General features: G+C 58.2%; 26 protein-coding genes and 1 pseudogene. 15 read left to right on the forward strand and 12 right to left on the reverse strand.

All coding sequences use genetic code 11. The features are described from left to right. Positions 1–113 precede the first annotated feature (113 nt). Complete coding sequence (locus AXA68_RS15395) at positions 114–1,349, forward strand: phage integrase SAM-like domain-containing protein (protein ID WP_066419106.1); 1,236 nt, start codon at positions 114–116, stop codon at positions 1,347–1,349. A 32-nt stretch (positions 1,350–1,381) separates the two neighbouring features. Here the strand turns inward: AXA68_RS15395 and AXA68_RS15400 are convergent, their stop codons facing one another. Genes AXA68_RS15400 through AXA68_RS15410 form a run of 3 tightly spaced genes read right to left on the reverse strand, consistent with a single transcriptional unit; the run spans position 1,382 to position 4,203 of the window. After that, on the reverse strand, positions 1,382–2,035 hold the full coding sequence (locus tag AXA68_RS15400) for a hypothetical protein (protein ID WP_006183494.1): 654 nt from the start codon (positions 2,033–2,035) through the stop codon (positions 1,382–1,384). Positions 2,036–2,063: 28 nt separating this feature from the next. Continuing rightward, positions 2,064–3,983 carry a heavy metal translocating P-type ATPase gene (locus AXA68_RS15405; protein ID WP_066419108.1) on the reverse strand — a complete coding sequence of 640 codons (1,920 nt, stop codon included), beginning with the start codon at positions 3,981–3,983 and terminating at the stop codon, positions 2,064–2,066. Positions 3,984–3,987: 4 nt separating this feature from the next. Beyond that, positions 3,988–4,203, reverse strand: a complete 216-nt coding sequence (locus tag AXA68_RS15410) for a heavy-metal-associated domain-containing protein (protein ID WP_006183492.1) — start codon at positions 4,201–4,203, stop codon at positions 3,988–3,990. A gap of 182 nt (positions 4,204–4,385) precedes the next feature. Between AXA68_RS15410 and AXA68_RS15415 the strand changes: the two genes are divergently transcribed. Next, positions 4,386–4,910, forward strand: a complete 525-nt coding sequence (locus AXA68_RS15415; RefSeq protein ID WP_006183491.1) for an ArsR/SmtB family transcription factor — start codon at positions 4,386–4,388, stop codon at positions 4,908–4,910. 20 nt (positions 4,911–4,930) lie between these two features. Here the strand turns inward: AXA68_RS15415 and AXA68_RS16290 are convergent, their stop codons facing one another. Both AXA68_RS16290 and AXA68_RS15420 read right to left on the reverse strand, forming a co-directional pair. After that, a complete protein-coding gene (locus tag AXA68_RS16290; RefSeq protein WP_015299307.1) occupies positions 4,931–5,587 on the reverse strand; it encodes a hypothetical protein in 657 nt (218 codons plus the stop codon). Positions 5,588–5,613: 26 nt separating this feature from the next. Further along, a complete protein-coding gene (locus tag AXA68_RS15420; protein WP_066419111.1) occupies positions 5,614–5,985 on the reverse strand; it encodes an SHOCT domain-containing protein in 372 nt (123 codons plus the stop codon). A gap of 182 nt (positions 5,986–6,167) precedes the next feature. On the opposite strand from AXA68_RS15420, the gene AXA68_RS15425 reads away from it, so the two are divergent. The 3 genes from AXA68_RS15425 (at position 6,168) to AXA68_RS16295 (ending at position 9,869) form a co-directional block, all read left to right on the forward strand. Continuing rightward, positions 6,168–7,559, forward strand: a complete 1,392-nt coding sequence (locus tag AXA68_RS15425; RefSeq protein WP_066419114.1) for a permease — start codon at positions 6,168–6,170, stop codon at positions 7,557–7,559. A gap of 246 nt (positions 7,560–7,805) precedes the next feature. Next, positions 7,806–9,272, forward strand: a complete 1,467-nt coding sequence (locus AXA68_RS15430; protein WP_066419118.1) for an amidohydrolase family protein — start codon at positions 7,806–7,808, stop codon at positions 9,270–9,272. 147 nt (positions 9,273–9,419) lie between these two features. Then, positions 9,420–9,869 (forward strand): universal stress protein, encoded by a 450-nt coding sequence (locus AXA68_RS16295; RefSeq protein WP_080505340.1) that lies wholly within the window; start codon positions 9,420–9,422, stop codon positions 9,867–9,869. 14 nt (positions 9,870–9,883) lie between these two features. Here the strand turns inward: AXA68_RS16295 and AXA68_RS15440 are convergent, their stop codons facing one another. Both AXA68_RS15440 and AXA68_RS15445 read right to left on the reverse strand, forming a co-directional pair. Continuing rightward, positions 9,884–10,195: an SHOCT domain-containing protein gene (locus tag AXA68_RS15440; RefSeq protein WP_232745146.1), complete on the reverse strand. Its 312-nt coding sequence runs from the start codon at positions 10,193–10,195 to the stop codon at positions 9,884–9,886. Between the two features lie 112 nt (positions 10,196–10,307). Beyond that, positions 10,308–10,868, reverse strand: a complete 561-nt coding sequence (locus AXA68_RS15445) for a DoxX family protein (protein ID WP_066419124.1) — start codon at positions 10,866–10,868, stop codon at positions 10,308–10,310. A gap of 114 nt (positions 10,869–10,982) precedes the next feature. Here AXA68_RS15445 and AXA68_RS15450 point away from each other — a divergent pair, with 114 nt between their 5' ends. The 5 genes from AXA68_RS15450 (at position 10,983) to AXA68_RS15470 (ending at position 14,918) form a co-directional block, all read left to right on the forward strand. Beyond that, positions 10,983–11,333: an ArsR/SmtB family transcription factor gene (locus AXA68_RS15450; RefSeq protein ID WP_066419127.1), complete on the forward strand. Its 351-nt coding sequence runs from the start codon at positions 10,983–10,985 to the stop codon at positions 11,331–11,333. Positions 11,334–11,336: 3 nt separating this feature from the next. Continuing rightward, positions 11,337–11,612 carry a DUF7521 family protein gene (locus AXA68_RS15455; protein WP_066419129.1) on the forward strand — a complete coding sequence of 92 codons (276 nt, stop codon included), beginning with the start codon at positions 11,337–11,339 and terminating at the stop codon, positions 11,610–11,612. 137 nt (positions 11,613–11,749) lie between these two features. Further along, entirely contained in the window at positions 11,750–12,145 is a 396-nt protein-coding gene (locus tag AXA68_RS15460; RefSeq protein ID WP_066419295.1) for a hypothetical protein, read from the forward strand. 146 nt (positions 12,146–12,291) lie between these two features. Next, complete coding sequence (locus tag AXA68_RS15465; RefSeq protein ID WP_066419296.1) at positions 12,292–12,489, forward strand: heavy-metal-associated domain-containing protein; 198 nt, start codon at positions 12,292–12,294, stop codon at positions 12,487–12,489. A gap of 146 nt (positions 12,490–12,635) precedes the next feature. Beyond that, the gene (locus AXA68_RS15470; RefSeq protein ID WP_066419131.1) at positions 12,636–14,918 is read left to right on the forward strand and encodes a heavy metal translocating P-type ATPase; all 2,283 of its coding nucleotides are present in this window, start codon (positions 12,636–12,638) and stop codon (positions 14,916–14,918) included. 321 nt (positions 14,919–15,239) lie between these two features. Here the strand turns inward: AXA68_RS15470 and AXA68_RS15475 are convergent, their stop codons facing one another. Continuing rightward, the gene (locus tag AXA68_RS15475; protein ID WP_066419134.1) at positions 15,240–16,127 is read right to left on the reverse strand and encodes a hypothetical protein; all 888 of its coding nucleotides are present in this window, start codon (positions 16,125–16,127) and stop codon (positions 15,240–15,242) included. 53 nt (positions 16,128–16,180) lie between these two features. Further along, positions 16,181–16,469 (reverse strand): annotated as a pseudogene (locus AXA68_RS16300) (helix-turn-helix transcriptional regulator). 327 nt (positions 16,470–16,796) lie between these two features. Here AXA68_RS16300 and coxB point away from each other — a divergent pair. Together coxB and AXA68_RS15490 are read left to right on the forward strand one after the other, a co-directional pair. After that, positions 16,797–17,573: a cytochrome c oxidase subunit II gene (gene coxB / locus AXA68_RS15485; protein ID WP_066419138.1), complete on the forward strand. Its 777-nt coding sequence runs from the start codon at positions 16,797–16,799 to the stop codon at positions 17,571–17,573. Further along, positions 17,570–20,068, forward strand: a complete 2,499-nt coding sequence (locus tag AXA68_RS15490; protein WP_066419144.1) for a cbb3-type cytochrome c oxidase subunit I — start codon at positions 17,570–17,572, stop codon at positions 20,066–20,068. Before coxB ends, AXA68_RS15490 begins: the two co-directional genes overlap by 4 nt. Positions 20,069–20,380: 312 nt before the next feature. On the opposite strand, the gene AXA68_RS16305 is transcribed toward AXA68_RS15490, so the two are convergent. The 3 genes from AXA68_RS16305 to AXA68_RS16315 all read right to left on the reverse strand — a co-directional run bounded on the left by AXA68_RS16305 (position 20,381) and on the right by AXA68_RS16315 (position 22,172). Next, positions 20,381–20,659: a DUF7521 family protein gene (locus AXA68_RS16305; protein WP_080505341.1), complete on the reverse strand. Its 279-nt coding sequence runs from the start codon at positions 20,657–20,659 to the stop codon at positions 20,381–20,383. Beyond that, the gene (locus AXA68_RS16310) at positions 20,656–21,033 is read right to left on the reverse strand and encodes a winged helix-turn-helix domain-containing protein (RefSeq protein WP_080505342.1); all 378 of its coding nucleotides are present in this window, start codon (positions 21,031–21,033) and stop codon (positions 20,656–20,658) included. Before AXA68_RS16310 ends, AXA68_RS16305 begins: the two co-directional genes overlap by 4 nt. A 179-nt stretch (positions 21,034–21,212) precedes the next feature. After that, entirely contained in the window at positions 21,213–22,172 is a 960-nt protein-coding gene (locus tag AXA68_RS16315; RefSeq protein WP_080505343.1) for a transcription initiation factor IIB, read from the reverse strand. A gap of 173 nt (positions 22,173–22,345) precedes the next feature. Between AXA68_RS16315 and AXA68_RS17620 the strand changes: the two genes are divergently transcribed. The 3 genes from AXA68_RS17620 to AXA68_RS16325 all read left to right on the forward strand — a co-directional run bounded on the left by AXA68_RS17620 (position 22,346) and on the right by AXA68_RS16325 (position 24,375). After that, complete coding sequence (locus tag AXA68_RS17620; protein ID WP_066419146.1) at positions 22,346–22,861, forward strand: COX15/CtaA family protein; 516 nt, start codon at positions 22,346–22,348, stop codon at positions 22,859–22,861. 103 nt (positions 22,862–22,964) lie between these two features. After that, positions 22,965–23,951, forward strand: a complete 987-nt coding sequence (locus AXA68_RS16320; RefSeq protein WP_080505344.1) for a thioredoxin domain-containing protein — start codon at positions 22,965–22,967, stop codon at positions 23,949–23,951. After that, the gene (locus tag AXA68_RS16325; RefSeq protein WP_080505345.1) at positions 23,932–24,375 is read left to right on the forward strand and encodes a disulfide bond formation protein B; all 444 of its coding nucleotides are present in this window, start codon (positions 23,932–23,934) and stop codon (positions 24,373–24,375) included. Before AXA68_RS16320 ends, AXA68_RS16325 begins: the two co-directional genes overlap by 20 nt. Positions 24,376–24,717: the final 342 nt, after the last annotated feature.

Here is a 24,717-nt window from a genome sequence, read left to right on the forward strand (position 1 = left end):
GAAGTACCCCGACGCCGTCGGTGAAGCACGAATGCTGCAACCGCCTCACGACGGCGCTTCCCCCGGGGTAGAGGCACCGAGACCGGGCCCGCAGGACGGTGGAGGGCCGGTGAATGCCTGATCGAGCACTTTCGACGCCGCTCGAAGATAGCTTCGAGCGTTACCTCCAGGACAAGGGGAAAGGCCGCGGTGGGGACGGTGGGAACTATCGACGTAACGCTGCACGCGAGCTCGCGCGGTTCGCCGAGTGGGCCGCCGGCGACCGCGGCGCCGACGACTGGACCGGGATCGTCCCCGACGGCGTCGACCGGGAATCGACCTTCGACGATCTCGACGAACGCGTGTTCCGGGAGTACGCCCGGCATCTCGGTGGGGATCGGGGACTCAAGCAGAACACAGTACAAACCTATTACCGCTATATCTCTGCGTGGTGTGGCTGGTGCGTCAACGAGGGGTATCTTGAGGCCCACTACGCGCAGCGGGCGAGTGCGATGGCGCCGCTGCCGGAAGACGACGGCCGCAAGCCCGGTGACCAGCAGGCTTGGACGTCCGAACAGCGCCACGCCCTCACCCGCCACGTCGACGAAAAGGCTCGCGACGCCGTCGAGGCGTACACGACACTCCCGGAGGATACTGGCCCCCTCGACAAGCAGCGAGCGCGCTACGCGGCGCTGAAGGCGGCTCGTAACCGAGCTCTGGTGTTCGTCCTCGCGTACACAGGTGTCCGGGTCGGGGAACTCCTACGGGACCCGAATGACCCACGCCGGCGCGGCGTTCGCTGGGAGGACTTTTCCCTCGACGACGGGAGTATGGACGTCTACCGGAAGAAACAGCAGTGGGACGCCGCGAGTCTTCCCGATCCGGTGATTTCTCCGTTGCGGAGCTACCGTCAGCTGGTGGACCCGCCGACGGACCGCTGGCCGGTGTTTCCGACGTTCGACCAACGGACGCTCGCAGAGCTCGTCCGGGAAGAGCTAGCCGAACGAGGGGAACACCCAGAAGTAATCGACGAGCGACGTGAGGCACACGCCCGGGACCTCTTGCTGGCGCTCGATGAGAATATTCGGCCGCCGTCGATCACGACGGACGGCGCACGGTCGATTCTCCAACGACTCTCGGAGGCCGCGGAGATCGACATCGACCATCCGAAACACGATTATCTTGCTCCGCACGGTGGCCGTCGTGGCATGGGCGAGGTTCTGGTCCGGGCATTCGGATATACTGTGGCGGCCCGATATCTCGATAATTCTGAGGAGATGGTTCGTGAGCGGTACTCGCATATCGAGGCTGGTGAGTTAGGTGATGTCGCTACTGAGGCCCTCGAGGAGATCGATAGTGTACCGCAATAACTTATTTCGAGTGAGAGGGGTAGACCGTCGCGTCAAACCGCTTTGACAGTGAACAGCGAGTCGTCACTGAGGACGACCTGTATCCGGCGGTGCCAGGCGTCAGCGAAAGCCTCTCGTTGCTGTTCAGTTGCCGATTCGTCGAGAATCCCTTGGAGGTTCCCGATTGCGGGTCCACCGTCAGGAACGTCGCTGACGTGGTAGGTCACTTCGACGGTCTCGTCCGTGTCGGTTCGCCGGAACCGGAACGTCGGCTCTGCCGTGTCCGGGTCGAACGCGTCGAAGACGAGGAGGTCGCGGCGGCCGCCGTAGCCGCCGGCGAGCCCGCTGAATCCGTCGTCTTCGGTCGCGCCAGTAACGTACGAGATGATGCGGCTCATCACGCCATACGCAGCATCGTCCTGCGGGCCGGCCGCCTGCACCTCGATTTCGCTCCGAACTGGATAGTCGTCGGGATACAGGGCGTCGAGCCCCAACTGGACGATCCGGTAGGCGCCCGAGGCAGTCGGACAGGAATGTCCCGCCTCTTTCACCGCGTCTCTATAGGTGATGACGAACGGGTCACCCGGTTCGAGAACGCCGAGGGCCTCCGCGACAGGGTCGCGAATTTCGATCGGATCGACGTCGTAGTCTACCTTCCAATTGGTTCTAGTCTGGGTCTCGGCGGTCGCAGTCGAGTTTGATGTCATGAGTGGTGGTGATGATCGTATCTAGTGGTCAGTGGCGAAGCAGTCGCATCCCGTTGAGGATGACCGCGAGGACGCTGGCCTCGTGGACCAACATTCCCGCGGCGAGGGTGACGTAGCTGGTGAGCACGCCCGCGAGCAGGACGGTCACGGTCAGCACTGCGAGCCCGACGTTCTCGAGGACGTTCCAGCGCGTCGCCTTGCTGAGTTTGACCGCGTAGGGGATGCGGTCGAGGTCGTCGGCCATCAACGCCATGTCTGCCGTTTCGATGGCGGTGTCCGTCCCGGCGGCACCCATCGCGATGCCAACGTCGGCGGTCGCCAGCGACGGCGCGTCGTTGATGCCGTCGCCGACCATCGCGACCACGTGGCCGTCGGCTTGGTAGGCCTCGATGACTCTCTGCTTGTCCTCGGGGAGGAGTTCGGCGCGGTACTCGTCGATGCCGACCTCCTCGGCGACGGCGGCGGCCGTCCGCTCGTTGTCGCCGGTGAGCATCACCGTCTCGATGCCGACGTCCTGAAGCGCCGTGACGACCCCAGGAGCTGCCTTCCGGAGCTCGTCCCGCAGCGCGATTGCGCCGATGATGTCCCCGTCCCGGACGACGTGGACGACAGTTTCGCCGCGCTCCTCACGCTCGCGGACGTAGTCGGCGATCCGACTGGGGACGTTAATGTCGCGGTCCTCCAGCAGTGCGCGATTGCCGACAACAACTTCGGTGCCCTCGGTATGGGCGATAACGCCCTTACCAGCGACCACGTCGAAATCGTCCGGACCGGGAATCGACTGAAGGCTGGCGTCCGTCTCGTCCGCCTGGGCGACCGCCGCCCCACCGTCCGTCGCAGCAGTCGGGCGCTCGCGGGCTGCGTCAACGATGGCGTCAGCGAGGTGGTGTTCGCTCTTCTTCTCGGCGGTTGCCGCGAGCGAGAGGACTTCGTCATCGGCGACGCCGAATCCCTCGACGTCGGCGACGGTGGTTTCGCCCTTGGTGAGGGTGCCGGTCTTGTCGAAGGCGACGAGGTCGATCTTGCCGGCGCGTTCGAGGTGTTCGCCGCCCTTCATCAGCACGCCCGATCGGGCGGCGTTGCCGATGGCCGAGACGATGCTGACTGGCGGCCCGATCACCAGCGCGCCCGGACAGCCGATGACCAACAGCGTCAACGACAGGATCGCGTTCTGCGTGACTGCATATGCGCCGATGGCCAGCACGATGACGGCCGGCGTGTAGTACTTCGCGAACCGGTCGATGAGACTCTCCGTGGGCGACTGGGCCTCTTGGGCCTCCTCGACGCGACGGATGATACGTTCGAGCGTCGTGTCCGAGCCCGCACCCGTCGTCCGGATTTCTAGCGCGCCCTCCTGGTTGACCGTCCCGGCGTAGACTTCGTCGCCGTCGGCCTTGTGGACGGGGGCGCTCTCGCCGGTGACCGGCGCCTGGTTGACGGCGCTTTCGCCGTCGACGACCTCGCCATCGACCGGAATCTTCCCGCCCGGCCTCACGACGACGACCTCGCCCTCTTCGACTTCCCGGGCGGGAACCTCTTGGAGTTCCCCGTCGCGACGGACGGTCGCCGTGTCGGGCGTCATCTCCAGGAGCTCCTGGAGGGCCGTCCGGGTCTTCCGCATGGTCCGGCCCTCAAGGTAGCTGCCGAGGCTGAACAGGAAGACGACGGCGGCAGCCTCCCAGTACTCCCCGATGACGATGGCCCCGATAGCGGCCAGCGTCACCAGCGACTTGATGCCGAGTGTCCGGTTCGTGACCTCGTGGTAGGCGGTCTTGGCGATGTCGTAGCCACCCACGATCGTCGCGAGGACGAGGATGGCGGCGCTTGCCATCTCGAAACTCGTGAGGTAGCCCAGACTCCAGCCACCGCCGTACAGCAGACCGCTCGTCGCCGTGACGATGGCCTTCCGGTGTTTCCGGTAGTACTGCGTGATCGATTGAATGTTCATGGTGTTAGGCTGGTTGGGGCGTGTACCCCTGGTTTTCGATGGTCTGTGCGAAGGCGTCGGGATCAGCGACGCTGTCGTCATATTCGATCTCGACGCGGCCGGTCGCGTAGTGAACCTCGACGTGCTGGACACCGTCGACGTTCGATAGGGCGCGTTCGACGGTGCTCGCACAGGTCGGGCAGTCGAAGTCGAGGACGCGGAACTGGGTTGTGTCGCTCATTACAGTTTGAGGTAGTGCCCGTACCCCAATAAGTATTTTTTAGATGATATGTTTGAATACAGATATAGGTGATTGGAACAGTCAAACGGGCTGTCTAGGGCTTTCGGTATCGCGGACCCAGCGACCTGAGTTCTAAGCAGCGTCCCGCTAGCTTTTCCCACCTGCTCATACTCAGTTCTCGTATGAGTAGTTCCGGTACCGACCACCGGCTTGAGGACATCGCGGTGCGAGACACCCGGGTTTCGGATGCCATCGATGAACCGATGCGGGCGATGATCCTCGATATCCTCTCCGAGGAGGCGCTGACCGCAACTGAGGTCCACGGCCGTTTGGAGGACCGCGGCGTCGACCGCACGGAGAACACGGTTCGTCATCACATCAACGAGTTACGGGATGCCGGTCTCGTCGACGTCGTCCGCTTCGAGGAAGGGCGCGGTGGGACGACGAAGTACTACCACGCGAATACGATCGTCCTCTCGTACTCGCTGCCAGAGTCAGCTGATGACGCTGTTGAGGAGATGATCGAGGCCGTTCAACCCCAGATCAGGGACTCACTCGATACTCTCACAGAAGACCACGACGACGCGATAGCGGAGATCGTCGCAGATATGCAGCCGTGTGAGCACTGTCAGACCCAGAAGTACGAAACCTACGTGCTCCTGACTGTCCTCCGCCGGGCGTTCGTTCGTGCGCACCGAGATTCTTGAGCTTGCGCCCTGTACCGCTGTCAAGGCCTCACTTCACCGTGTGTTTTAGTTATCCGGCGATATCCCTCATACACAGCTGGCAATCCGAGGGGAAGTGCGAAGACTCCGAACCCGAGTAGGATGTATCCGGCTACGTGCCGGCGTCGCACAGCTAGAACTGTCGCGGCGACGCCGACGAACGCAATCAGATAGGCAAGATTACTCCAGAGCACGTTGTACGAGGAGCAGTATAGCCAGCAGACGACCGTGTAGGAGGGAGCGTTCCAGGTCGGCGGATGAAGCTTCGGCCAGAAAAACCGGCAGTATGTCGTCCAGCTGAGCATCGCGAGCGCCGGAAGTCCAGCAAGCCACATCGGTGTTCCGAACGGCATCCAGTCTCCGAATCGTCTATAGCCAGCGAGGAACAGCGCGGGAAAGCCGATAATCCACAGCCAGATACCGATAGTGTAGGTCACCGGCCAGTGTTCGATCCGGGGCTGTGCAATCGGTAATCGTAGAGACTCGGGCAGCGTCGCCCACGGGAACGAGGGATCGGGAACGGGATTCGTGAGGAACGCGACCAGACAGAGTCCAGTCCCGATGAGGAGCCCGTATAACCCCACCGTCGTGTATCGGTCAAGCCACGCTGGAAGTTGCGGACGGGGAGACTGTTGACGGTGGTCGGGGTAGCCGGTCATCCTTCAGCTTTGATGTCTCGTCGTAATCAGGTATCTCGTTCGAGTGCTTCGCGTCGCTGTTCGTATTCCTCGTCAGTCAGCTCCCCGCGAGCGTAGGCAAGCCGAAGCTCTTCGAGTGCCTGGTCCGAATCACTCGCAGCTCCCGTAACTGCGCGATAGATGAGGTACCCACCACCGACGAGGGCAGCGAGGAACAGCAGCTGCATCACGATGCCGACGATGAACATCCAGCCAGGCATCGTCCCGTCGCCCCACATGTGACCGCCCCACATCCCGCCCATCATCGGACCAAACCCCATCATCCCGAAGCCCATGAAGAACAACGGGACGATGAAGACGGCACCGATGATAACGAGGAGGAGCGTAACAAGTCGCGTATCGTCTGAATTTGTCGGCATATTGTGATCCCTCCCTGAGTTGGGGTTCTCAGATTATACTACGCACTAACTATTCAATGCGGTTGTGCCTTTGACCTACGTGTTCCACCCGCCACAATTCTTTTGAATACCTACTCATCACGGCTCTGACCCGAACTATCTGAAGGAAAACTGCAATAGATGATCCCTTCGAACTGATACCTATGGTAGCGACGATGATTGATGGCATCTCCGAAGCTCTACGTATCGGAGTGGGCTTCCTCTGGACGGCAGCGTGGGCGATCATCATGGGCCTCACGATCACGAGCCTCGTCCAAGTCTACGTCTCCAAGGAGCGGATGGCGCAGGTCCTCGGCGATGGCGATCTGAGCGGGCTCACCAAGGCGACTGCGTTCGGCGCGGCCAGTAGTGGCTGTAGTTTCGGCGCCGTCGCCATCGGGAAGGGGTTGTTCAAGAAGGGGGCGCACGCGGTGAACTTCCTCGCGTTCATGTTCGCGTCGACGAACCTCATCGTCGAACTCGGGTTGATGATCCTGATTCTGCTCGGCTGGGAGTTCCTAGTCGCAGAGTTACTCGGCGGACTCATTCTCATCGCCGTGATGGCCGTCATCGTTCACCTCACGCTCCCGGAGAACCTCTTCGATGAGGTGCGAGAGACGCTCAACGAGCGCGATCACGAGGCGGGCGTCACCGAGGATCCAACCTGCGGGATGGAAGGCAAAGACGAGTACACGCTTACGACTGACGGCGGTGAGACGCTCAAGTTCTGCTCGGAGGGGTGTATGGAGACTTACCGCCAGGAGATGTCGAGTCGCGGTGGGTGGCGTGACGAGTTGCTGTCGTGGGGTGGCTGGTACAAAGTCGGGAACCAGTACCGCAAGGAGTGGTCGATGATCTGGAAGGACGTCATCGCCGGCTTCCTCATTTCGGGGTTCGTCATCGTGTTCGTCCCCCAGTGGGTGTGGAACACCCTGTTCATCCAGGGCGACGGGCTACTTGTGACTGCCGAGAACGCGATTATGGGCGTCGCCATCGCCGTTATCAGCTTCGTCGGCAGCATGGGCAACGTCCCGTTCGCGGTCGCGCTTTGGGGCGGTGGCATCAGTTTCGCTGGCGTCATCGCGTTCGTCTATGCCGATCTCATCACGATTCCCGTGCTGAACGTCTACCGGAAATACTACGGCTGGAAGGTGATGCTGTACATTCTCGGCGTCTTCTTCGCCACGATGGCGTTCACCGGCTTCCTCATGGAGCTGCTGTTCGACGCCCTCAACATCGTCCCTGATCTGGCGGGCGGCGAGACGGCGACCGAGCAAACGTACTTCGAGCTCAACTACACGTTCTACCTCAACCTCATTGCGTTCGCGCTTTCCGGCTTTCTCCTGTACGTGTATCGTCGCGGCCTTGGTGCGCCTGGCCAGTACCGTGATCCCGTCTGTGGGATGCGGACTGACGACAGCGAGCCATCGACGACCCATGACGCTGAGACGTACTACTTCTGCTCACAGACCTGTAAGGAGACCTTCGAAGAAAACCCCGACGAATACGCCACCGGCCACCCGATGGTGATGGAAGGCCATGACCACGACCATTAATTCGCGTTCGTGTCCAGTCGGCAAGGGGAACTCTGCCGGGCAAGACCGCCCAGCCTCTTCACCGAGTCCGCGTATCGATGACGCCGTATCGCTCGGTGCATCTGTCCAGTGGATGCTGTTCGCCAGTATAGCTTCCCCCGAGACAAGTCCGCGAAAGAACGCTCCGACTCGTTACTCTCGTCCCCTTCAACTGGGGCGACCGGGCGCTAATCACACCACGGAGCAACCCCTCCCGAGGTGATTTAAATGACAGCTGATATCGCAATCCACGACGCATTCGTGCTCACAGTCGACGCGCAGAATCGGCTCTACGAACGCGGCACAGTACTCATCGAAGATGGGGCCATCACCGAGGTCCGGACTTCCCGGGGCGACGACGCGAACACAGCAGCTGACTGCATCATCGACGGTGCAGGAAAACTGGTGATGCCAGGACTGGTCAACGCCCACACGCATCTCGAGTTGACGCCGATGGTCGGCGCGTTCAGCGACCTCAGCATGGCCGAACTCATGGGGAATATGACGGCTATCTACGGGGAAATCGCAGACGGAGAGTACGACTACCTCACCGGAGCCGGGTACGAACTCGCGGCGCTCAATTTCCTCGCCGGCGGCGTCACCACTGTCAACTCCCAAGATGTCCGGCCGAGCGCGGGCGCCGAAACGTTCGGCGAAGCGGGACTTCGCGGATTTTTCGGACCGGCACTCTCCGATCTCTTCTGGGACGTTCCCGTCGACGAGCAGTTCGACCGCGCTCGCGAATTCATCGACGAGTACCACGAGACGTACAACGGCCGAATCCGAGCGACGATTAACCCCCACGACGACTGGTCGTGTACCCGCACGCTGTGGGAGCGCGCTGCGGACCTCGCGGACGAATACCCCGACCTGCTCGTTCACACGCATTTGCTTGAGCTTGAGGAGAGTAACACGATGGCGCGGTCGAACGGTGCGAAAGACTCGCTCGACCTGCTCGACGACGTCGGCCTCCTCGACGAACGACTGGTGGCTGCTCATTATCGCATGGCCGACGACCAGGACATCCGACGGACCGCAGACGCGGGTGCAGCGGTCGCACATTGTCCGTCGATATTCTGCTACTGGAACCCGGGCCCCGACGTGCAGTGGACGCCGGTACCGGAACTCCGGGCGGCGGGCGTCGACGTTGGACTGGGTATCGACGACCACTACTGGCACGATTCGTACAACCTGTTCGGCGAGGCGCGGCAGGCTCGACTCGCGGCGAACCTCAAGCGCTCGGCCGGGCAGTTCCACTCGATGGAGTTAGTGCGGATGCTCACCATCGAAGGGGCACGCGCGCTGGGCGTCGGTGACAAAATCGGGAGTATCGAGCCCGGCAAGCGGGCCGACGTCATTTTGCTCAACCTCGACCAACCCAAATTCACGCCGGTGACGAATATTCCCGCGCACGTCGCCAACAACGCAGTCCCCGGCGACGTCACGACGACCATCGTAGACGGCGAGATACTGCTGCGGGATGGCGACGTGAGGACGATGGACGCCGACGCCGTACGCGACCGTGTGCAGACGGCTATTGAGCGCTTCAAGTCGGAGACAGACTGGGACCTCGATAGCGGTGGGAGTGACCCACCGGGCGCGATGAGCGTTGCCCGCGACCTCCCCAAGCGGGGTCCCGCGCAGTTACTCGGCCGCCTTGCGTTCCAGTCAATCAAAGATACCTTCCCCCTCTGAGGAGAGTGGGAAGCGTATTCTCGGTGCCCCTTCGGGCTTGAAGCGCGAATCCGACTAGACGAGGTGGGGGGGAGTGGTGTATAGTTGGTCCCCGTCGATGGAAACTGGAGGGCAGATTTATTGGTACTTCCTTTGAAATTCGGCTAAATGTACGATCGAATTCTCCTGTCGACCGATGGAACTGTCGCATCTAAAGAGGCTGCAACGCACGCACTCGAGCTCGCAGCCGCTCACAACGCAGTTCTTCACGTGCTCTTTGTCGTCGACGAGGATGTCGTGACTGCGTACAGCGGGGACGAGTACGTCGACGAGGCTGAAGGTCCTGAACATGGCCTCGAAGAACACGGCGAGGAGACGCTTTCGGAACTCCGACGTCGAGCCGCAGAGACTGATGTCGACGTCGATATGTCGATGCAACATGGCCGCCCCGCTGAAACTATCGTGAATCACGCAGACGACTGTGACGCCGATCTCCTCGTGCTCGGCACCAAACGCCGGCCGGACGAATATCGTGCGTTGCTCGGAAGTGTCACTGACCGCGTTCTCCGATTGACGACGCGTCCGGCAACCGTCGTGAAAACTGAAGTCAGCGAGTAGGAAACGACCGTCCGCTACCGTCCATCATCTGGTGTGAGACGGGCGCGACGGCGGTCGAACTCCTCGTCGTCGATCTCGCCACGGGCGTACCGCTCTTGGAGAACGGTGAGTGCACTATCCTCGGCGGGGCCGTTCGATTGCGACCGGGATCCCAGCCAGTAGACGAGATACACCGGGACGGCGATGAGGAGTGCCATCCACAGGAGCCCGAACAGCATCATCCCCCAGCCCCAGCTACCCCAGCCGGCCATGTGGCCGTCGTTCCACATACCGTCGTGCCAGCTCCACATCATTGCATCCGAGACGGTCGCGTGTGTTAGCGCCATTCCGGCGACGACGGCCAGAGCCAGCGCTCCAACGACGATGAATCCCAGAGAACGAATCCCACGTGCTTGAATTGGATTTTGCATTGTTGTACTCCCAAAGGTCTCGGCGTGGTTAGCCGAGGATGTATTCGAGGGCGGGGTAGCGCTCGACGAGCGTCTCGCCGCCGACGTCGTAGTTCTCGATGTACTGGTCGAGGCCCAGGATGCGGCCCGCGGCGAACGCGGCGACCGCGAGGAACACGAGCATGTACGCGAAGTCGCCGTTGATGAACCCGTGGCCCATGTCCCAGTTCCCGAAGTAGAACATGAGCATCATCAGCGCGCCGAAGAACGCCGCGAGGCGGACGAGCGCGCCGACAAGCAGGCCGAGGCCGATGAACAGCTCGCCCCACGGCACGGCGACGTTCGCGAACTCAACGAACCACGGCGTCGAACCCATCCACGCGAACATCCCCGCGAGCGGGTTGCCGTTCGTCGCCGCAACGTTCGACAGGTAGCCGCCGGCGGCGAACTCACCGGTGATCTTCGTGAAGCCGGAGTAGGCGAACGCGTAGCCCATCATAAGGCGAAGCGCGAGAACGAACCACGCGCTGAGGCTGTGGACTTTCCCGCCGACGGTCAGCCCGCCGACTCTGCTCTCAAGCTGGTTCATGCCGGAGTCGAGTGTGGACATAATTATTGCACCTTCAACTATCAGTAGGCGAGTAGAGACGATATAATAGCGAGCCGGCGTTCTGAGTCAGAAAACCGGCGGGCTATATTACCCTCCTGTAGCGAGTACGGACGTGTGACTGAGGAGGCCGACCCGTCGGACATCTTCGCCACGCTCGACGACGAGTACGCCCGCGACATCCTCGTGGCGACGAAGACCGACCGCCTGTCTGCGAAGGAACTCAGCGAGGAATGCGACATGTCACGTCCGACCGTCTCGCGCCGGGTCACCCGCCTCGTCGAGCAGGGCCTCCTCGAAGAGTACACGCACGTCGACCCGGGCGGCCGGCACTACAGCGAGTACGAAGCGCGTCTCGAACGCGTCGAAGTGCTCCTGCAGGCGGAGGGGTTCGACGTGCAGATCGACGTCCGGCCGGACCCCGCCGACCGGATCACGTCCATCTTCGAGGAGATGCGGGGAGACTGACTCATGGAACACACGTTATTCGTCATCGGCAAGCTGTTCACGACCGCCCTGGCACTGGTGATCGCCTACCAGGCCTATCGCGGATACCAACGGAATCACACGCAGTTACTCCTGTACGTCGCCGCTGGCTTCGCGCTGGTCGGTCTTGGTGGCCTCCTCGAAGGCGTGCTCTTCGAGATCCTCGAAGTGTCGATCTTCGAAGCAGGATTCGTCGCAGCACTCGTCACCGCCGCCGGGATGCTGTCGATTCTCTACGCCCTGTATGCCCCGAACCCCTGAGGATTCGGGACGTTCATTCGAGAAGCGGCCTCTGGGCGTTGTTCCTCATTCGAAGTCGCTATTGTTCGGATTCCCCTTATTCTCGCCAGTGTAGGGTCGCAGCGGGAATTATGTCCGTACCGGTCGTACAGTATCGTATGATTCGAACACTCGTGGGTGTCCTTGGCGCTCTCTCAGCGCTGTTCCCGGACAAAATCGTCAAGCTCTTCGAGAAACTCGCGATTGCGAATCCAAGCGAGGGAACGGTGAGAGGGTGGGTCCGCCCAGCTATCCGGTCTGAGGGCGTTCTGATAGCTGCGATTTCCCTCCTCAACGGGCGAGCATACGCGTGGCTGATGAATCTTACCGGTGTGTTCGGCGCTATCGTCTTCCTGTTTCCCGATCTGTATCGAAGATTTGCCACCGCGTTCCTGTACGAGCGTCCGGAGTCGATCGAATGGAACGAGCGATTCTGCTCGGGTATTCGGGCTATCGGCGCACTATACGTCCTTTTAGCGGCGAAGACGTATCTGGAGCGCCACAACGATACCTAAGTCTTCCCGGCATCGTCAGCTGCTGTATCTGAGATTTGGTTCGTTGCGGCTGCACGTATCACTTGGAATCTAAAGTTTAATCTCCAAGAGACCAGTATAATCGAAGGGGAAATCCGCTAAAGGGAGGGAGTCGTATGTACCTCTGTATGACGACGACCATCACCGTGGAAGGAATGTCGTGCGGCCACTGTGAGCAGACGGTCGAAGAGGCCCTTGAAGAGGTCTCTGGCGTGACTTCCGTGACCGTCGACAGGGAGAGTGAACAGGCAAGCGTCGACGGTGAGGCAGAGGTCACGGCCCTCGTGGCGGCCGTCGAAGACGCAGGATACACCGCTCACGCCTGAGTATCGTGCGCTGCGGATAGCACAAGTCGCTTCGAGACGACGACTAACCGTTGTCTTCGGAGCTTGTCTACGCTGCTCTTGCTGTACGGTTTCAGGGCCGAAGATTCAGGAAGCCGGCGGAACCACCTCAATAGAGAACATGACTCATGGACGACCACAAAGATACAACTGAGAATTCCTCGGGAGGAGAGGACCAGCCGGACACCACCAGCCACCAGCACGAACACGGTGAGCACGATGAAGCGGTCGCGGAATCGGACGAGGAAGGGGTAGAACAGGGACTACTAGAGGAGGAAGCTCACCCTGCTGCGGCAGGTGAGATGGCGTCCCACGAGCAGCACGAACACGCCGGACACGAGGGCGACGGGCACGGCCACGGTTCCCACGAAGGACACGGCGAGGGCCATAGCGGGATGCACGAAGGCCACGAACAGATGTTCCGCCGGCGCTTCTTCGTCTCGACGCTCCTGTCGGTCCCCGTCCTCCTGTACAGCGAAATGCTGCAGGAGTGGCTCGGCTTCTCTGTCCCAGCATTTCCGGGGAGCGAATGGATCAACCCCGTCTTCGCGGTTATTGTCTTCGCGTACGGTGGGGTCCCGTTCCTCCAGATGGCGGTACCGGAGCTGAAAGACCGGTCACCGGGGATGATGACGCTCATCTCGATGGCGATCACCGTCGCGTTCGTCTACAGCCTCGCGAGCGTGATTTTCCCCACACAGTCGGCGTTCTTCTGGGAGCTCGTCACGCTGATCGACATCATGTTGCTCGGCCACTGGATCGAGATGCGGTCGGTCCGGCGGGCCTCCAGCGCGCTCGACGAGCTGGCGAAGCTGATGCCCGACACCGCAGAGCGCATCACCGACGGCGGGGAAACCGAGGAAGTCCCCGTCAGTGAGCTCTCCGAAGGCGACCTCGTGCTCGTCCGGCCGGGCGCGAGTGTCCCTGCTGACGGCACCGTCGAGGAGGGAGACTCCGACGTCAACGAGTCGATGATCACCGGCGAGTCCAAGCCCGTCTCGAAAGAGCCTGGCGACGAGGTCATCGGCGGCACCATCAACGGCGACGGGAGTCTCCGTGTTCGCGTCGGTGCGACGGGCGAGGAGACGACGCTCGCGGGCATCATGCGTCTCGTCGAGGAAGCCCAGCAGAGCAAGTCCAAGACGCAGGTACTGGCCGACCGGGCGGCCGGCTGGCTGTTCTATGTCGCGCTCGGGGCGGCAGTCGTGACCGCGATTGCGTGGACGGTAGCGGTGTCGTTCGATGCGACCGTCATCGAGCGCGTCGTCACGGTACTCGTCATCGCCTGTCCGCACGCCCTCGGGCTCGCAATCCCCTTGGTCGTCGCGATCAACACGTCGCTCGCCGCTCGCAACGGGATGCTCGTTCGCGACCGCATCGCGATGGAGGACGCACGGAAGCTGGACGCCATCATCTTCGACAAGACAGGCACGCTTACCGAGGGCGAACACGGCGTCGTGGATATGGCGACCGTCGACGGCGTCGACGAGGACGAGGCGCTCGGACTGGCGGCGGCTGTCGAGAGTGACTCCGAACACATGATCGCCCGAGCGATCCGCGAGGCCGCCGACGAGCGAGACCTAACTACTCCCGACGCGACCGCCTTCGAGGCGATCAAAGGTCGAGGGGTTCGCGCAAACGTCGACGGAAACGAGGTGTACGTCGGTGGGCCGAACCTGTTGACCCAGCTCGATAGCGAGATACCCGACCATCTCCAGCGCTTCGCTGACGAGGCCGGACAGAACGCCCAGACAGTGGTGTATCTCGTTCGTGACGGAGAGCTAATCGCCGCCTTCGCGATGGCCGACGTGATCCGCGAGGAGAGTTTCCGCGTCGTCGACGCGCTCCACGATCTGGGTATCGAGGTAGCGATGCTGACTGGCGACTCCCAGGATGTCGCCAACGCCGTCGCGGACGAACTGGGTATCGACACGGTGTTCGCGGAGGTTCTCCCCGAAGACAAAGACGAGAAAGTGCAGGAACTCCAAGACCAGGGGAAGCTCGTGGGGATGGTCGGCGACGGTGTCAACGACGCGCCGGCGCTGACGCGAGCCGACGTCGGCATCGCTATTGGAAGCGGCACCGACGTTGCGGTCCAGTCGGCCGACGTCATCCTCGTCCAGAACAACCCGATGGATGTGGTGCGACTCGTGAAGCTCAGTAAGGCGAGCTACCGGAAGATGCAGGAGAACATCGTCTGGGCGGCCGGCTACAACGTCTTCGCGCTTCCGCTTGCAGCAGGCGTGTTGGCACCGATTGGGATTCTGCTGTCCCCCGCTGTGGGTGCGCTCCTGATGTCGTTGAGTACAGTAATCGTCGCGATCAACGCCCAATTGCTCCGCCGCGTGGACCTGTCCATCCCCGAGCTTCCAGGCGGGACACCAGCGACTGACGCACAACCTGCAGACTGAAACGCTCCCGATCGCTTCGGAGCTTCTTTCCACTGAGTTCGGTTGGTGGACAGCAAATGGCGACACTGCGTAATTTCGGCGGGTATCGCTATGCGGTCAGCGATTCCACAGTTCTCCCGAGAGGTACGTAGATCGGTATACACAGACGCTTCCTCTGATGGACGACATTGCTGCGTCAGCACTAGGTTTATAGCGCTTGACGGACTTCTTTCCAATATGAGCCTCGAAGAGACGGTTGACTACCTCGCCGAGGAACTTGACCTCGAGCGAAGTGAACACGTTCGCGAGGTCGGACAGTCGGTCGCCGAGCTTCGCGACTGATCAGAACATTTCTCTGAAGTCCCGTTCGACCAGTCCGTTCTCCAGATACGTGATGAACTCTTGTTTCGTTGGCCCTTGCTGGTCGAGTAGATCGTCCCGTCCTGCACGTTGGAGGACTGCCTGAGCGAAGTCTGTACAGTGTGATTCGTGTTGCTCAGCGTACTCTGAGAGGGCTTCTCGCCAGTGCATATCCAGCTCGAACTCGGCTAATCGGATTTGGATCCCGTCTTTCCGTTCGACGAGGTCGACGTCCAGCTCTTCGAGTTGCTTGAAACGGAGGTTGTTCCGGCGGACCGTGATGAGCCGCTTGGAATCGACGATGTAGGGGTCGACCCACTCTCGCCAGGTATCGTCGTCGACGTGCGTTCGTGGCATCTCAAAATCCGGCTCCACACTCTCAATACCGAACTGCAGCATCGCGATGCCAGTTCGGTGATTCGCGTTTGGGAGGGAATGTCGTAGGATCAAATTCGACATCACCTCTCCAGCGACGGTCGGCAGTGGTGCGCCCCAAGATACGTGATCGAGTGCCTGCTGGATCTTTTGTGGTTCGAACTCCTTGTAGAGCCGGAACTCATCCTCATCTCGAACATCGACAGCTGCTTCGAGCAATTCTACTAATCGGAATGTGACAACTTGTCCAGCACGAGGGAGATTACGAATACGGTCGCTCAGCCATTCCTGATCGAAGTCGATATTTTGGGCTGATTCGATCTCTGAATCGCCTTCGTAGAGCACATAGACCGGTGTCTCGAAGGGGTACCCGATGAGCTTTGTCGACTCCTCGGATTGATCTCGCTGAGACCGGATCTTTGCTACCGATGCTGAGCTATATTTGAGTGAGAAATTCTCGGACTGTGGGTGGTGATAGAAGACGAGCCGAGCCATCTCACTGTGTATTCGTGGGAAGTGGGTAAAGCAGTCCCGCTTTTATGATGATTCTACGACGTAGTGGGTGCGTTCACGTCTTCTAAATACTGGCTTTCCCACCCCCGGTCGCGCCTCGATCTCCCGCAATCCGCGTTGTGTGACCGTGTACACGTTCGTCCGTTTGTCGAGTTCACCCTTCTCCAGGAGGCCTTTGTCGACGAGGTCATCGAGGTTTGGATAGAGCCGCCCATGATTGATCTCTTGTTCGTAGTAGTCGTCGAGTTCGGACTTGACTGCGAGCCCGTGTGGTTCCTCTTCCTGTTCACTCCTTCCCCTCGTCACGAGTTTACAACTCAAAATCGGGAGGAGGTCAGACCCAGTCCGTGAAATCAACTACACGTATTCCACTGAGCTCGTGTCGGATGTCGCTCCTGTTCCAGTCAAAGCGAAATAATATACTCTCGACAGCTCGGACCAGCTGCGTATCGTAGGTAGATGCGTTGAGGTGTTTTTCGTGACCGAGGACGATGCGGTCTCGCGAGGATTTTTCGTCGTCGACGTACTTGATATCCTATTCGTGATAGACGGCAACAGTGTCTTGGCGCCGTGATCGGATTGAATAACGCATTCGAAACAAAGTAATAAGTGAATCCTCGTGAAGCGCCCCGCAAGAGTCGTGAGACACGTATGATAAACCCAACCGTCCTACAACAGGGAAGTGACTGGCGGGCACAGGCTGAGGTCTTTGACGAGATCTTTCTCGTCTTCCTCACACTCGGGACGCTCGTCGGTACGATTGTCGTCACGTACACACTGTGGAATGTGTATAAGTACCGTGACGATGGGAGTGAACCAAAAGCGGACTTCGACGCGCCCACAGTCGGCGAGCTTCCGACAGGACAGGGCGGTCCCAAAGCCAAGAAGCTCTTCCTGTCGTTCGGGTTGAGCGCGATCGTCGTCATCAGCCTCGTGGTGTACGCGTATGGGCTTCTCCTCTACGTCGAAGAGGGGCCCGACACGAGCGACGAGGGTGACATTGAGATTCTCGTTGAGGGGTACCAGTTCGGCTGGGAGTACGAGTACCCGAATGGTCACACCACGACCGGCGAGATGATCGTGCCGGCCGATCAGCGTGTTGACCTCAATGTGACATCACGCGATGTGTGGCACAACTTCGGATCGTCGGAGTTGCGGATAAAATCTGATGCCATCCCCGGAGAGTACAGCAATGTCTGGTTTTCTGTAAGTTCTGAACAAGTGGAAAAACAGGGAGGCGAAGCAACGTACAGGGTTGAGTGCTTTGAGCTATGTGGTGCCGGTCACTCCGCGATGACTGGTCAAATCACGGTGCTCCCGCAAGAGGAGTGGGAAGAGTGGTACGCTGGAACTCAAAGTGAAAACGCATCTAGCGGCACGAACGCATCCAGCATCGACGCCGCGCCCACCGGAGGTGTCCCTGTATGAGTGATCTTCCACCCACGAGCTCGGTGAAACGCTGGCTCATCACGACGAATCACAAGGATATCGGAATTTTATACACGATCACCGCGCTGTTCTTCCTGCTGTTCGGCGGCGTGCTCGCGCTGTTGATCCGCATCCAGCTGTGGGAGCCGACGAGTCAAATCTTGTCTGGGCTCGCGTATAACGAAGCGGTCACAGCCCACGGGCTGATAATGGTGTTCTGGTTCCTTTCCCCGTTTGCCTTCGGGTTCGCGAACTACTTTGTCCCGCTCCAGATAGGCGCCGATGACCTTGCGTTCCCGCGACTGAACGCACTCTCGTATTGGATGTATCTGTTCTCTGGCGTGCTGTTATCAATCAGCTTCTTTCAGGGCGGCACACTGAGCGCTGGATGGACTATATACGCACCGCTCAACATACCCGCGTACACGCCGAGCATCGGTTCGACGGGAGCGATACTCGCGCTTGCAATGTTCACTATTGGGGTCACCGCCTCTTCAGTGAATTTCCTTGTGTCAATTCATCACTCCAGAGCCGAAGGGATGGGTATCATGGATATGCCGATGTTCACTTGGACCATCCTTGCGACGGTGTGGATGATGCTGTTCGCGTTCGCTGCGCTGCTTGCCGCGGGACTTATTTTGGCGTCCGACCGTGTACTAGGGAGCGTCTACTTCTCGGCCACTGAGGGTGGGTCCCTCTTGTGGGGGCATCTGTTCTGGTTCTTCGGACATCCAGAAGTGTACATCGTCTTTTTCCCTGCACTTGGTGCGATGTTGGAGTTGTTCCAGACGTTTTCCGGACGCCGGCTTGTCGGCCGAAAATGGGTTATCATTGCTATCTGTCTTGTTTCGGTCCAGTCGTTCCTCGTGTGGATGCACCACATGTTCCTCACCACGATCAATTTGGAAATCAAGACCCTGATGATGGCAACAACGATCGGAATCTCGTTACCCTTTGACCTGATCGTGTTCTCGCTGATCTATACACTGATTAAGGGGCGTATTCAGGTTACGACGCCGTTCCTCTTTGCGTTCGGGGCGCTACTGTTGTTCATTCTCGGTGGCATTACCGGGGTGTTCCTCGGTGCTATCGTCCTCGACTACGAGTTCCGTGGCACCTACTGGGTGGTCGCACACTTCCACTACGTTATGTTTGGCGGTGCCACGGCACTAATTGGTGCCGCGTACTACTGGTTCCCAAAAATAACTGGGAAGATGTATAATGAACTTCTTGGGAAGATCCATTTCGTGTTGTTTTTCATCGGATTTAATGCCGTCTACTTCTCAATGTTCCTCGGATGGGAAACCCCTCGCCGCGTCTTCGAGTACAACCCTGAGCTCCAGATTTACCATCAGTTCGGCACAATCGGTGCATTCGTCCTCGGGTTCTCCTTTTTCATCATGTTTTATAATTTTGCGAAGTCGTACGTTTCCGGTCCTGATGCTGGGGCGAACCCATGGGATTACTCACGGACGGCAGAGTGGGCGGTCTCCTCGCCGCCGCCGCTAGAGAATTGGCCGAACCGGCCGTCGTATGCTTCTGGAAAGCTGGAGTTCGTAAAAGACTATGTTCCGGACGGTGGTCCTGCGGTAAAGACCGACACGGATGGGAACAGGGCTACTGACGGTGGTGACACACATCCAAAGCATATCAAAAAGTACCCATACTGGGATAAGCATCCGAGCCACGCAAGTATCTGGCCGCTTGCTCTTTCGCTAGCTGTTGGTGTGTTATTCCTAGGCCTCACCGGGTTCCGCGATAATGTTGTCTTCGAGCTGGGTGAATCGCTCGCATCGACGGGCGTAACAATCTCAAACCCGATATACCCGATACTCATAGTTATCGGATTAGTCGGAGTTATATGGACCGGCGTGAAGTGGGGGCTCGAAGACTTTTACGCTCCACCGACCGAGTTTGCAGAGCGATGGCCGTTTGAAAGCGTTGAAAAAGTAAAACTGGGAGTGTGGTTTTTCATCGCGTCGGACGTGATCGTCTTTGGCGCGTTCCTCTCAGCAGCTATCTTCGTCCGGTACAACGCTGGATGGATGACTTGGGAGCCGCTGACGGATGCACTTCCAGGACTGATCAACACGTTCGTCCTGCTCACCTCATCGTTCACCGTGATTTTGGCGCTGGTGGCCGCTCGCCGGGAAAGCCGGAAAGGATTGCTCGCATCCCTCGGTACAACCATTGTACTTGGATTTGCGTTTTTGGGCATCAAACTATGGGAGTGGAACAAAGAGATCTTTGAACGTGGTGTGACGATTTCGGCCAACGCCCACGGTGACCCGATTCAGGCGTCGATCTACTACGTCACAACGGGGCTCCATGGAGTCCACGTCGTCATTGGCCTCCTGATCGCTATCTTCCTGTTCGTCAGGGCGTATCAGGGTCACTACCTCGACGACGAGCGGCCGATCGAATACTTCGGCCTCTACTGGCACTTCGTGGACATCGTCTGGGTGTTCATTTTTCCGCTGTTCTACCTCTTCTGAGAGTCATAAACGCACTCACTGTTTTTCGGCTTTGTTCTGCTCTGTTGAATCCGATGACGGCACAAGGATCACGATCTCTAAAAAGACGATTACTTCGCGATTCGACGTCGAGGAGTTGGATAGATCCTCTCAGTGGTCTCGATCTATTCCCTCTCTGCTAAGTACTAACTCTGAATTCTCTCCGCAGTGTTCTTGAGCCGAGCACAGAGTAGCCCAATTTCGACGTCTTCTGCGGATTCCACTGAGCAGTTCTATCTCAACCGCCAGTACAGAGTATAACGACTAATCTGGGTCAATCGTTTGCTATCGCGATTATTTCTGGATATACAGAGAGTATACGATCACTGCGAGGCCTGAAGCGACAAACAAGCTATTAATGAGTACAACGTGCGCCAACCCAACAGAAAATAACTGATTTGCTATACCGGTCAGAGCGGCTCCTAGTGTAAGAATCCCGAAGCCAACGCCCATCATCTGTAGTGACTCCTCACCTGTGTGTCGATACGCTTTAAATGCAATATAGGTAATACTACCACCAAGAATCAGGATGACGAACTTGACGACTGCGATCGCCGTTACAATGGCAGTCATATTTCATCTCCCATCATCGACCAGATGTCTACAAGATGTTTATCGGTAGATCGTGATCTGTGTTGGATATTCACTGAAAAATCACCCATATCATCAATAGAAATCATCACATCATTAAATGATCGCTCATAGTAGGTTACTCGTCCTCCCTCGGTTCCGATCGTATCTTGTTCTTTGACAAGACAAGCAGAACTGAGAAGATCTAACTTACGATACAGCGTTGATTTCGGGATGTCACAAATTTCGCTCAATTCTTTTGCTGTCATGGGTTCATGAATTTCTCGAAGAATGGATCGACAATCAGGATCATCAAGTGCATCGAGCACATCCTGTAGTGCCGGCTTATCTTCGGCCGGTACTGAGTTGTCTTCCATTGTTCGATTACCGTCTCCTGAAAAATCTTATCTTTCGTAGAATTGGTCATTCTCCAGCAATTCCGTGGAACTCTTGGAACTAGTTATTGATTTGTGTACAGAATCGTTTATTACTAAAGCTAATACTCTATCCATTTTAATTCTACTTGTAGGAGCACGTTGTTCTTACAGGCTTCAAATTAGTCATGCTCCGAGTACACCTCTAGAAGTTCCTTATACCGATTTTGAATAGTTACTTGACTAACATGGGCGATCTCACTCACGGTTTCCTGAGTATGTTTCTCGTTGGTTAGGTGGGTTGCTGCATACAGAGCAGCAGCAGCCATTCCTGCCGGATTCTTTCCACTATGAATTCCCTTCTCTGTTGCCACTTCAAGGAGTTCACGAGAGCGGCGTTCTGCCTCGTCGCTTATGTCAAGTGCTGACGCAAATTGAGGTATATATTGGGCCGGATTTTCGGGCTCAATCTCCAAATTGAGTTCACGTGACAGGTATCGATACGCTCGCTGTATCCGAATCTTTTCAACACGGCTCACCACAGCAAATTCATCAAGTGGTCGTGGAGTTCCATGCTTCCGAGTAGCTGCATATAATGATGCAGTTGACATCCCCTCAATTGATCGGCCAGGTAGCAGATCCTCTTCTACAGCACGCCTATAGAGCATACTGGCAGTTTCCTGTATCGGTTTTGAAATTCCCAGAGCAGATGCCATTCGGCTAATTTCACCGAGTGCTTGCTTAAGATTCCGCTCATCCGCATTTTTTGCTCGAAACCGCTCATCCCACATCCGAAGGCGGTGTAGTTGAAACCGGTTGCGCTCGGGAACTGCGTGTCCGTACGAATCTTGATCCTGCCAGCCAATCTTTGTACTTAATCCTTTGTCATGTATTAGTTGCGTCATTGGGGCACCGACTCGACCCTTTTCATCCCGATCGTCTGACATGAATGTGCGCCATTCTGGGCCGTGATCGATTGGATCGCTTTGAAAAACCAGGCCACAGCTTTCGCAGGCCGCTTCACTACTATCGGCGTTCCGGGTAATCTGACCCTGACATTCGGGACAGATATTGTCGTTGACAGACGTCTCGTCACAGGCACTTTCTTCTGCCGGCTGTTCTCGAGTGTGTTCTTTGGACATGATAATGTTGACGCATTTGGGTTTCCCCACAACGGCGAGTTTCCTTGATAATTCCATGGACATACTCAGGGATGAACATCGGGCGGTGTCCCATTCAGTAGGAATTCGGCCTACCACTTTGTTTCCAAGATATCAACTTGGGATATCGCCATTTAGACTATCCACCCACTATTATGTCTCAAGTCCGACTCCGCTGGCACGACGTCCGAACCACGATTTCAAGGATTCCGGTCGAGTACAGGCATATCGCCGGTTTCACGCTACTAGTGACGTATATCGTGATGCTTCTCGGAGCCTACACTAGTGCAATCGGTGCTGGACTTTCCTGTCCCGATTGGCCAACCTGCTACGGGACGTGGGTTCCCTTCCTTCAACCCGAGATCATTGCTAACTCGCCATACTCTGCACTACAAATCTTCGCAGAGTGGGCTCACCGTGGACTGGCGATGACGGCCGGAGTTCTGATCGTCGGCACGACCCTTGGAGCGTGGGTGACACACCGGAATACCCCGACTATCAAATGGTCGGCCACGGCCGCTCTCGCCCTCCTTCCGTTACAGGTTATCCTCGGAGGATTGACTGTCACGGAAAATCTCCAACCGATTATCGTGACGACCCACCTGGGCGTGGCAATCCTCATTCTCCTCTGTCTCCTGACGACCTGCCTCGTCGCATATCTCCGCCACTAATGACACCTTGCGTATAAAAATGCCACAGATACCGACGGTTCAGCTCACTATGAGAGAACAGCACGGTGCCTATGAAATCTGCCACCTGGAGCTGTGATCACGAATGACTGTTCATACCTGCCCGATCTGTACTGATCAATTCGAAACAGCTGGAGCAGCGCGTGACCACACATGGAACGCTCACAGCGCCTGCCATTATTGTGGTGAACAACTCGGTGACGAAACTGAGGAACAGCTCTACAGACACTGGCTCGCCGCGCATCCGGATTACCTCTCACGTGTGGACTACAAACGGGCGGATACAGCCGCTGATTCACACACGTTCTCAGAGCGGCTCTCCGAGGGAGGTGCCGGAGCTGCTGTCGGAGGACTGACCCGCCGACAGCTTCTCCTCGCCGGTGGTGGTATCGCCACTGCCGGTGTCGTGATCGGCGCCACCGCTCTCTCTAACAATACGGGTACTGAACCGGATGACGGCGCAAATGCTGGAGGTGATGCGGGTGCCGTCACCACTGCCCCAATTCCGGACTCGCCTGGGAACTTCCGGTATGCGACGATGGGATCCGCTGATGCCGATGTCACGGTGACATACTTCGGGAGCTGGAAGTGTCCGTACTGCGCCCAGTTCAGTACGGGGATGCTCTCACAACTCGTGACGGACTACGTGGAACCAGGTACGATCGCGCTCGAGTTCCGCAATCTCGCATATATCGGTGGCGACCCATTTTTGGGCCCCGATGTACCGGCAGCCGGGCAGGCCGGATTAGCCGTCTGGAACACTGACCCAGCCTCATACTGGGCATTTCACGAATACGTGTTCCGGAATCAGCCACCCGAGAGCGACCAGTGGGCGACCACCGGAAGATTGGTCGGGTTTGCTCAGGCCGTAGGCGTCTCTGAGACAGCGTCGATCCGCACGGCGATCCAAGAAAATCAGTACGACGACGCGCTTCGGGCGACTGACAGTGCTGCAAGCGATGCCAGTGTCGACGCCACACCCACGCTCCTCATCGATGGCACGACGGTCAATCCACTCGGAAACGAAGAACGAGCAAGACAGTTGATCGAAGATGCAGCTGAATCAAACTGAGTCATGGACGTCCGACGGTCAATTCTGGCTTGCAGGCGGGGCAGGCGTCGCGACGGTTGCGACCCTGGGAAGCCTCTGGTTCAGTCTCGGCCTCGATCTCATTCCGTGTACCCTCTGCTGGTACCAACGTATCCTCATGTATCCGCTCGTCGTCGTTCTCGGCGTTGCCGCCCTCGAGAGTCACAACACGGTCTGGCGAACAGTTGTGCCACTATCCTTGGTGGGTGCTTTAATCGCGGGATATCACTCCGTGCTCCAAGCAACGACGGCTTCATGTACCCTTGCTGGCCCCTGTGCAGTCGTCCAGTGGCAGGCTCCGATGATCGGACTCACGATTCCGAATCTCTCACTGATCGCGTTCGTGCTCGTGACGATTACAGTCTTCGCCGGATCGAATCTCGCCGAACCTGTGCGTAATTATTGATCTCCTCTTCCGCGTAAACGCGAAGAAATCCCGAGTGGTGAGAGTCCCAAGTTTGTAGTCCAGCCATAGGTAGTCCCACAGCATCGGACTAGTGGATTGCTGGTGGTGCCAAGCCGCCGTCCCTATTCTGGACTGTGTACAGTATCCCTGCGTTGCTTTTGTCACGGCGGTGTACGGCAGGCGCCAGCAGAATCGGAAGTATTTTATTGTATGCTTTGAGCAGTCGGTATTCGGGCACACTCTTCGAAGATGTTGCGCTCACCGATTTCGTTTTCGGATATTGCTTTGTTTTGTGGGCGGACAGACCTCCTCTGAAAACTGGCTGGGAATTCGCTATGTTCT

Origin of the sequence: Halorubrum aethiopicum (assembly GCF_001542905.1) — an archaeon.
GTDB lineage: Archaea > Halobacteriota > Halobacteria > Halobacteriales > Haloferacaceae > Halorubrum > Halorubrum aethiopicum.